Source organism: Algoriphagus sp. (assembly GCF_013373065.1).
Lineage (GTDB): Bacteria > Bacteroidota > Bacteroidia > Cytophagales > Cyclobacteriaceae > Algoriphagus.
Window position 1 is genome coordinate 73,491 of sequence record NZ_JABXIN010000020.1, and the last position, 6,732, is coordinate 80,222.

At 39.7% G+C, this 6,732-nt stretch carries 9 protein-coding genes; 4 read left to right on the top strand and 5 right to left on the bottom strand.

From position 1 onward, the window contains the following. Positions 1 to 14 precede the first annotated feature (14 nt). Both aceK and HWE15_RS13535 read right to left on the bottom strand, forming a co-directional pair. Complete coding sequence (gene aceK / locus HWE15_RS13530; protein ID WP_290508077.1) at positions 15 to 1,739, bottom strand: bifunctional isocitrate dehydrogenase kinase/phosphatase; 1,725 nt, start codon at positions 1,737 to 1,739, stop codon at positions 15 to 17. A 461-nt stretch (positions 1,740 to 2,200) separates the two neighbouring features. Further along, positions 2,201 to 2,635, bottom strand: a complete 435-nt coding sequence (locus HWE15_RS13535) for a hypothetical protein (protein WP_290508078.1) — start codon at positions 2,633 to 2,635, stop codon at positions 2,201 to 2,203. Positions 2,636 to 2,842: 207 nt separating this feature from the next. Between HWE15_RS13535 and HWE15_RS13540 the strand changes: the two genes are divergently transcribed. The 4 genes from HWE15_RS13540 to HWE15_RS13555 all read left to right on the top strand — a co-directional run bounded on the left by HWE15_RS13540 (position 2,843) and on the right by HWE15_RS13555 (position 6,015). Continuing rightward, positions 2,843 to 3,475, top strand: a complete 633-nt coding sequence (locus tag HWE15_RS13540; RefSeq protein ID WP_290508079.1) for a CoA pyrophosphatase — start codon at positions 2,843 to 2,845, stop codon at positions 3,473 to 3,475. A 61-nt stretch (positions 3,476 to 3,536) separates the two neighbouring features. Next, positions 3,537 to 4,790, top strand: a complete 1,254-nt coding sequence (locus HWE15_RS13545) for a DUF819 family protein (protein ID WP_290508080.1) — start codon at positions 3,537 to 3,539, stop codon at positions 4,788 to 4,790. A gap of 14 nt (positions 4,791 to 4,804) precedes the next feature. Next, the gene (locus HWE15_RS13550) at positions 4,805 to 5,053 is read left to right on the top strand and encodes a (2Fe-2S) ferredoxin domain-containing protein (RefSeq protein WP_290508081.1); all 249 of its coding nucleotides are present in this window, start codon (positions 4,805 to 4,807) and stop codon (positions 5,051 to 5,053) included. Positions 5,054 to 5,262: 209 nt separating this feature from the next. Beyond that, positions 5,263 to 6,015, top strand: a complete 753-nt coding sequence (locus HWE15_RS13555; RefSeq protein ID WP_290508082.1) for an SDR family NAD(P)-dependent oxidoreductase — start codon at positions 5,263 to 5,265, stop codon at positions 6,013 to 6,015. Between the two features lie 82 nt (positions 6,016 to 6,097). Here HWE15_RS13555 and HWE15_RS13560 read toward each other — a convergent pair whose 3' ends face one another. The 3 genes from HWE15_RS13560 to HWE15_RS13570 form a co-directional block, all read right to left on the bottom strand. Then, positions 6,098 to 6,292 carry a cold-shock protein gene (locus HWE15_RS13560; protein WP_290508083.1) on the bottom strand — a complete coding sequence of 65 codons (195 nt, stop codon included), beginning with the start codon at positions 6,290 to 6,292 and terminating at the stop codon, positions 6,098 to 6,100. Positions 6,293 to 6,343: 51 nt separating this feature from the next. Further along, on the bottom strand, positions 6,344 to 6,538 hold the full coding sequence (locus HWE15_RS13565; RefSeq protein ID WP_290508084.1) for a cold-shock protein: 195 nt from the start codon (positions 6,536 to 6,538) through the stop codon (positions 6,344 to 6,346). A gap of 55 nt (positions 6,539 to 6,593) precedes the next feature. Continuing rightward, on the bottom strand, positions 6,594 to 6,732 hold a 139-nt coding region (locus HWE15_RS13570), incomplete at its 5' end, for a cold shock domain-containing protein (protein WP_290508087.1).

Below are 6,732 nucleotides of genomic sequence, written 5' to 3' on the forward strand. Positions count from 1 at the left end.
CTAGGAAAATGAAATTAAACTTTTTCCAGAGGCCGGAATCTGATTTCATCCGGATAGGGGAAAGCATGAAGCAATTCGCCATTTCTGATTTTCGTTTGAATTTTTTGCCATTGAGCTGGATCAAAAAGTTTGTGATGGTAATCTAGAAAATGATCCTTTAAATCCGGTCTTCCAATCATCCAACGCTTAAAATCCTCAGGGAAAACGTCGTTTTTGGCAATATCATACCAAGGTTCTGAAGCATAAATTTGTTCGTATGTTTCAGGTTTGGGTTTGATACGAAAATTCATGTCCGTCAAGAATTCAATTTCATCATAGTCATAAAAAATAACCCGATTTTGACGGGTGAGTCCAAAGTTTTTGGTCATCATATCCCCCGGGAAAATATTTGCCTGTGCCAATTGCATGATGGCCCTTCCATAGTCTTCTACCACAGCCCAGCCTTTTTCTTTACTGCAACCTTCTAAATACAAATTGAGGGGGCGCATTTTCCGTTCTGTGTAAAGATGCTTGATCACGAGTTGATTGTTCTCGATTTTTAAAAGTGAGTTGGCGGTGTTTCGCAGCTCTCTCATTAATTCCTCACTTATCCGTTCTAAAGGAATATGAAAGTATTCAAATTCATGCGTATCCGCCATTCGTCCAACGCGATCGTGAAGGGAGACTAGTTTGTATTTTTCCCGCACTTCCTGCCGGGTCATGTTTTTTGGCGGTTCGAAATGATCCTTGATTATTTTGAAAACTACGTCAAAAGAGGGGAGTGTAAATACGGTCATCACCATTCCTTTCACTCCGGGAGCAACTACAAATTGATCAGTAGAAGATTGTAAATGGTATAAATAGTCTCTGTAGAACAAGGTCTTGCCGTGCTTATTGAATCCAATCGCATTGTATAATTCATGGGTCTTCTTATGGGAAATTACCGAGCTCAAAAAGCCGACAATTTGAGAAGGGACTTCGATATCCACCATAAAATAGGATCGGGTGAAACTGAACAAATGGCTCATGATATTCCGGTCAAAAATCAAGGTGTCCACAAAAACACCCTTCTCGCCATGGAGCATGGGAATAATAAATGGCATCCATTTGTGCCCCAAATAGGTTCTGCCGATAAGGTAAGCTGCTTTGTTCCGGTAAAAAACGGATTTTAGAATTTCGGTTCTGGTTTCAGGGCCAGGGTTATATCGGGTGAGAATGACCTCCTTGACACTTTGGATCAAGAACTGAACATCTTCCTCCTTATTCAGAAAGGGGACTCCTGGATCAAAATCATTCAATATTTTTCGAATAATGGCTTCCAAACCCATTTGGCTGGGATAGCTATGGACTAGGTGACTATTCTCATGCCATTCGCAGATTTGATATCCCTCCATGACGTACATCAGCTCCTCATCAATCGACATTCCCGGGAAAGCTTTTCGAATGACTGAATTAAAAAATGTCTCTGCAAGCTCCACATCTGGTCGGTCAGCGATCATAGCCTGATACTCTTGCCGAATTAAAAGCCAGATTTGACGATTATCGGCATCCTCTCCGAGCATGTCGTTGAATTCGATAACAAGTTGAAAAAGTAAATCCTTGTACAATCGAAGGCGCTGTTTGTGATTGAGCTGCATTGCTGCCCAGTTCCGTTCACGAAAATATTGGGGGGCAAGCCTGGTGTAGGTTTGAAAGCTACGGATGTAACTTTCAAATCCTGAAAAAATCTTTTTTGCTAATGGAAGTGCGCGTCTTGGCATTCTGCAAGAAGCTGAATTTTAAGAAAAATTGAAAAGGAATGGAGCAAAAGAAGAAGGGAATGATTTAGCCGTTTTGAATTGCGAAAATAATGCACACGATTGCATAAAAAATGGAGATCAAAATTCAGGTGAAAGACTTTAAAATTTTTAAAATTAATTTCTGCCATTTAAGCTTGATTTTAAACGATTTAGCGGGTTTTTGGATTGGAGAATAAAATTTTGAAAATCTTTCGCAATCGATTGTTTGGAGTAATAGAAAACATTTTCTACTTTTCGCAGGTATTCATAATCGAATATCTACAATAGGTTTAATAGGTTTGAGAGCAGGAAAAGGCCGGGTGATAACCCGGCCTTTTTTATTGCTTTTTTTGAAAATCTATGCTTATTATTCTTGTTGGTCTTAGTAGTTTAAATGGGAAAATATCTTTTAGAAAAAAGCAAATCATGCCTTTACTGATATCCTAAAGAACGGGTCCTATGCTTAGATCCACAGTAGACATATAAACTATGAATCCTATCAAAAGTGCAGCAGGAATTCCAATAGAAATTAAATAATTGGTACGTAATACTTTTAAAGTTACTAGTTGATCCAATGGAACCTCAAAAGGAGTTTTAGTAGTATTTTCCTTTTTTTCGGAGGCTGTTTGGATCCGGTTGGTGTAAACAATATCTCTTGAATGAGACAAATACTCTAATTCATATTCTTTACCATTTTGTAATAGGACTTTAATTTTCTCATGTTCATTTACTTGGTCTAGCTGCAATTCCAATTTCTTTTGCTGGCTTAATGTTTCCTGAGTTTGGATTGTTTTATTTTCCAAAGGTTGATAAGTCTTACAGGCTTGGAAATATCCGATGATCATTAATCCAAAGACGATTTTTAAGAAAGTTTTCATGGCATCGATGGTTATGTTTGAAGTTTAATTTTTAAAAATTTCGGGTATTTATGTCTGATTTGGGATAGGGCTCAAAATGATATTGATCAGGGTTTTTATCTCATATAATTTTTTTTAAAAGCGGATAGATATCAATTAAAGCTTTGAAAAGTTTGGATGTTTTTGGATGTGAAACTTAATTGAGAGATTATTCGATTTTCCTCCTCAATGACCCACGCTGAGATCGTTCATTTTCTAAAAAATAGACTGGAGAAAGATCTTCCTGGTCAAGCGGCTCATTTAGAAATGGCTCCTCAGCCGGTGGATATGCGACGCTTTCAACCCAAAGTTCCCAGTAATCATCGAAAAGGTGCGGTCTTACTGTTGCTATATCCTTCGAATGAAGGGGTTCTTTTTCCTTTAATCAAACGTCCTGTCTATCAAGGTGTCCATAGTGGGCAAATTGCCTTACCCGGAGGGAAAATGGATAAAACTGATCCTGATTTATTCTATACAGCTTTACGCGAAGCGGAAGAAGAGGTGGCAGTGCAAAGCAGGAAGGTGGAAATACTCGGAAAGCTGAGTGAATTATATATTCCAACTTCCAACTTTTTGGTTACGCCTGTGATTGGAAGCATTTTGGAGATTCCTGAATTCGTTCCTGAAGAACGGGAAGTAGAGCAAGTACTCCCAACTGGTTTAGATTTGGTATTGGAACCGAGCAGAAAAAAACGAACGATTCTACAATTGGCTGAACGCTTGGAGTTGGATACTCCCTATTTTGATTTGCATGGGGAAATTGTCTGGGGTGCCACCGCTATGATTTTAAGTGAATTGGAGCATTTGCTGCGTGAAGGTTGAATTTTTGAGTTGGGCTTTTGGCCAATTGTTGGTATTGTTGTAAGAAGATCAAGGAGCAACTATGGAATCAACCACCCCACTAATTACCAATGATGCAATTGTATTCGGTCTTTTAGTAGCCATCTTGGCACTTGTTTTTAGTACGGCTTCCAGTCAAAATAAATTTTTCCAAAAGTTTTATAGAGTCGTTCCCACTGTTCTTCTCTGTTATTTTATTCCAGCCGTCTTCAACTCTCTGGGCATAATTTCTGGAGAAAGTTCTCGCTTGTATTTCGTGGCCAGTCGGTATTTACTGCCGGCTTCCTTGGTTTTATTTACCCTAAGTATCGACCTAAAAGGGATTTTAAAATTGGGTCCAAAAGCATTGACCATGTTTTTAGCAGGAACGCTTGGTATTATGCTTGGTGGTCCGATGGCTTTATTCACAGTAGGATTGGTACAGCCTGAGATTTTGGGAGGTAGTGGTCCAATGGAAGTATGGAGAGGCTTGGCTACCATTGCTGGATCTTGGATAGGAGGAGGGGCGAATCAAACAGCCATGTTGGAAGTGTTTGGTGCAGATGCGGACTTATTCGCACAAATGATTGCCGTGGATGTATTAGTGGCTAATTTATGGATGGCATTTCTGCTGTATTGGGCTGCTAAACCCGAAAAATTGGACCGCCTTTTTAAGGCGGATACCACAGCTATTTATGAGCTTCGGGATAAAATAGCCGATTTCAGATCCAAAATCATGCGAATTCCTTCGCTTTCCGACTCTATGATTATTCTAGGAGTTGCCTTTGGTATTACGGGGTTGTCTCACTGGATTGCTGATACGGTGGCTCCATTTATTGGTGAGAACTATCCTCAATTGAAAGACTACTCATTAGATTCTGCCTTTTTCTGGATAGTGGTTGTAGCTACCACAGCTGGTTTAGGACTATCATTTACCAAAGCACGAAACTTAGAAGGAGCAGGAGCATCCCGTTTTGGCTCTGTCTTTTTGTACATCTTGGTAGCGACGATCGGAATGCAAATGGACTTAGGAGCAGTCTTAGATAACCCGATTCTTTTTGTTATTGGAATCTTATGGATGTTCTTCCACATCCTGATTATGCTTTTGGTGGCTTGGATTATAAAAGCTCCTTTCTTCTACGTAGCTGTTGGTTCTCAAGCGAATGTGGGTGGGGCTGCATCAGCCCCTATTGTAGCAGGAGCTTTTGATGCCTCTTTAGCTCCGGTAGGAGTTTTGTTAGCTGTGCTTGGCTATGCCGTAGGAACCTATGGCGCCTATCTCTGTGGCTTAATGATGCAAGCAGTTTCCAGTATGTAATCTGTTGGGATAGGATGAGACATAAACGGGAATTAGTATTTGTTTGCACAGGCTCTGATTGCAAAAAAGCAGGAGCGAAGGGGATGAAGAAAAAACTCAAGGAAGACTTTAAATCTGGCCCCCTAAAAGGAAAATGCAAACTCATCCAAACCAAATGCATGGATATGTGTAAGTCGGCTCCTGTTGTAATCGTTGGAGATCATTTTTGTAAAAAGACTGATGCAGACCGGGTATTTGCCCAGATCAAAAAAAGACTGGATTAAGACTCTCTTTATTTTTTTATTTACCCGTTTAGGGGCGGCTACTTCAAAATTATTCTGCTTGCAATAAAAGAATTGAGTTAACTGATTTTTGTCATTCTTACTAAAAAATCCCCCTAAATCAAGTCAAAGAAAGATTGAATTTCGTTTAGGTAAGAGGGAGATTCTATTCTCAATATTCTTGATTTTCAAACTTTTAAAATCCAATCGCTATGAAAACTCTCGAAAATAAAGTAGCAATCATTACAGGTGCGGCTTCTGGAATCGGAAAGGCTGCTGCGTTTTTATTCTCCAAAGAAGGAGCAAAAGTGGTGGTGTCTGATATCGATGAAAAGCTAGGCGAAGAAGTCGTTGAAGAACTCATTAAACAGGGTGGTGATTCCTTTTTCTTTAAGGCAGACACCTCAAAACCTGAAGATAATGAAGCCTTGGTTGCAGCTACTGTGAAGAAGTATGGGAAATTAGATATTGCCGTTAACAATGCAGGAATCGGAGGGCCATTAGCCGAAACAGAGGATTATCCATTGGAAGGCTGGCAAAAGGTAATCGGAGTAAACCTGTCCGGAGTCTTTTATGGAATGCATTATCAACTCCCTGCTATGGAAAAAAATGGGGGTGGTGTGATTGTCAATATCGCTTCGATCTTAGGAATGGTGGGTACCCGGATGGCGCCGGCATATGTTGCTGCAAAACATGGAGTAGTAGGCTTAACCAAAACAACAGCTTTGGAATATGGAACTAAAAATATTCGGGTCAATTCCGTAGGACCTGGATATATTCTTACGCCTTTGCTCACCAAAAATCTTGATGAGGAGTCCATAAAAGCGGTTGAGTCATTGCATCCCATCGGTAGACTCGGAAAAGCCGAAGAAGTCGCAGAATTGATTTTGTGGTTAAGTTCTCCAAAATCTTCCTTTGTGACAGGCTCTTATTATGCGATCGATGGAGGGTATTTGGCTCAATAACCCAGAGCACTGGAAAGGTTGAGGCATAAAAAAAGGTGGAATAGAAATTCCACCTTTGATTTTTTATGAAAAGGAGCGGAGATTATCCTACTACCTTCACATTAACTGCGTTGATTCCTTTTTTACCCTGAACGGTGTCATATGTTACTTTGTCGTTTTGACGGATTTCATCGACAAGACCTGTGATGTGAACAAACACATCTTCTGTGTTGTCTGCTGGAGTAATAAATCCAAATCCTTTGGACTCATTAAAGAATTTTACTGTTCCTTCGTTCATAATATTTTGAATTGATGGGCTGTGAAGCCCGGCCAAATCAAGTAATAGGGATTAACCGATTACTTTTACATTGACTGCGTTGATTCCTTTTTTACCCTGAACCGTGTCATACGTTACTTTGTCATTTTGACGGATTTCGTCGACAAGACCTGTGATGTGAACGAATATATCTTCGCTGTTGTCAGATGGGGTAATGAATCCAAATCCTTTGGAGTCATTAAAGAATTTTACTGTTCCTTCATTCATGATTTTTTGATTTTGAAGCTTTTAACTTTGAGTTGATAAGTATAGGAAGACAGGATTACCCAACCACCTTCACATTTACTGCGTTGATTCCTTTTTTACCTTGAACCAAATTATAGGTAACCTTGTCATTTTGACGAATTTCATCTACTAAACCGCTGAAATGTACGAATACATCTTCGCTGTTGTCAGATGGG

What these genes read in the sequence shown, in the direction of transcription:
- aceK (WP_290508077.1), bottom strand. Translation starts at nt 1,739, where the DNA reads ATGCCAAGACGCGCACTTCCATTAGCAAAAAAGATTTTTTCAGGATTT.
- HWE15_RS13545 (WP_290508080.1), top strand. Translation starts at nt 3,537, where the DNA reads ATGGAATCAACCACCCCACTAATTACCAATGATGCAATTGTATTCGGT.
- HWE15_RS13550 (WP_290508081.1), top strand. Translation starts at nt 4,805, where the DNA reads ATGAGACATAAACGGGAATTAGTATTTGTTTGCACAGGCTCTGATTGC.
- HWE15_RS13565 (WP_290508084.1), bottom strand. Translation starts at nt 6,538, where the DNA reads ATGAATGAAGGAACAGTAAAATTCTTTAATGACTCCAAAGGATTTGGA.
- HWE15_RS13555 (WP_290508082.1), top strand. Translation starts at nt 5,263, where the DNA reads ATGAAAACTCTCGAAAATAAAGTAGCAATCATTACAGGTGCGGCTTCT.
- HWE15_RS13560 (WP_290508083.1), bottom strand. Translation starts at nt 6,292, where the DNA reads ATGAACGAAGGAACAGTAAAATTCTTTAATGAGTCCAAAGGATTTGGA.
- HWE15_RS13535 (WP_290508078.1), bottom strand. Translation starts at nt 2,635, where the DNA reads ATGAAAACTTTCTTAAAAATCGTCTTTGGATTAATGATCATCGGATAT.
- HWE15_RS13540 (WP_290508079.1), top strand. Translation starts at nt 2,843, where the DNA reads ATGACCCACGCTGAGATCGTTCATTTTCTAAAAAATAGACTGGAGAAA.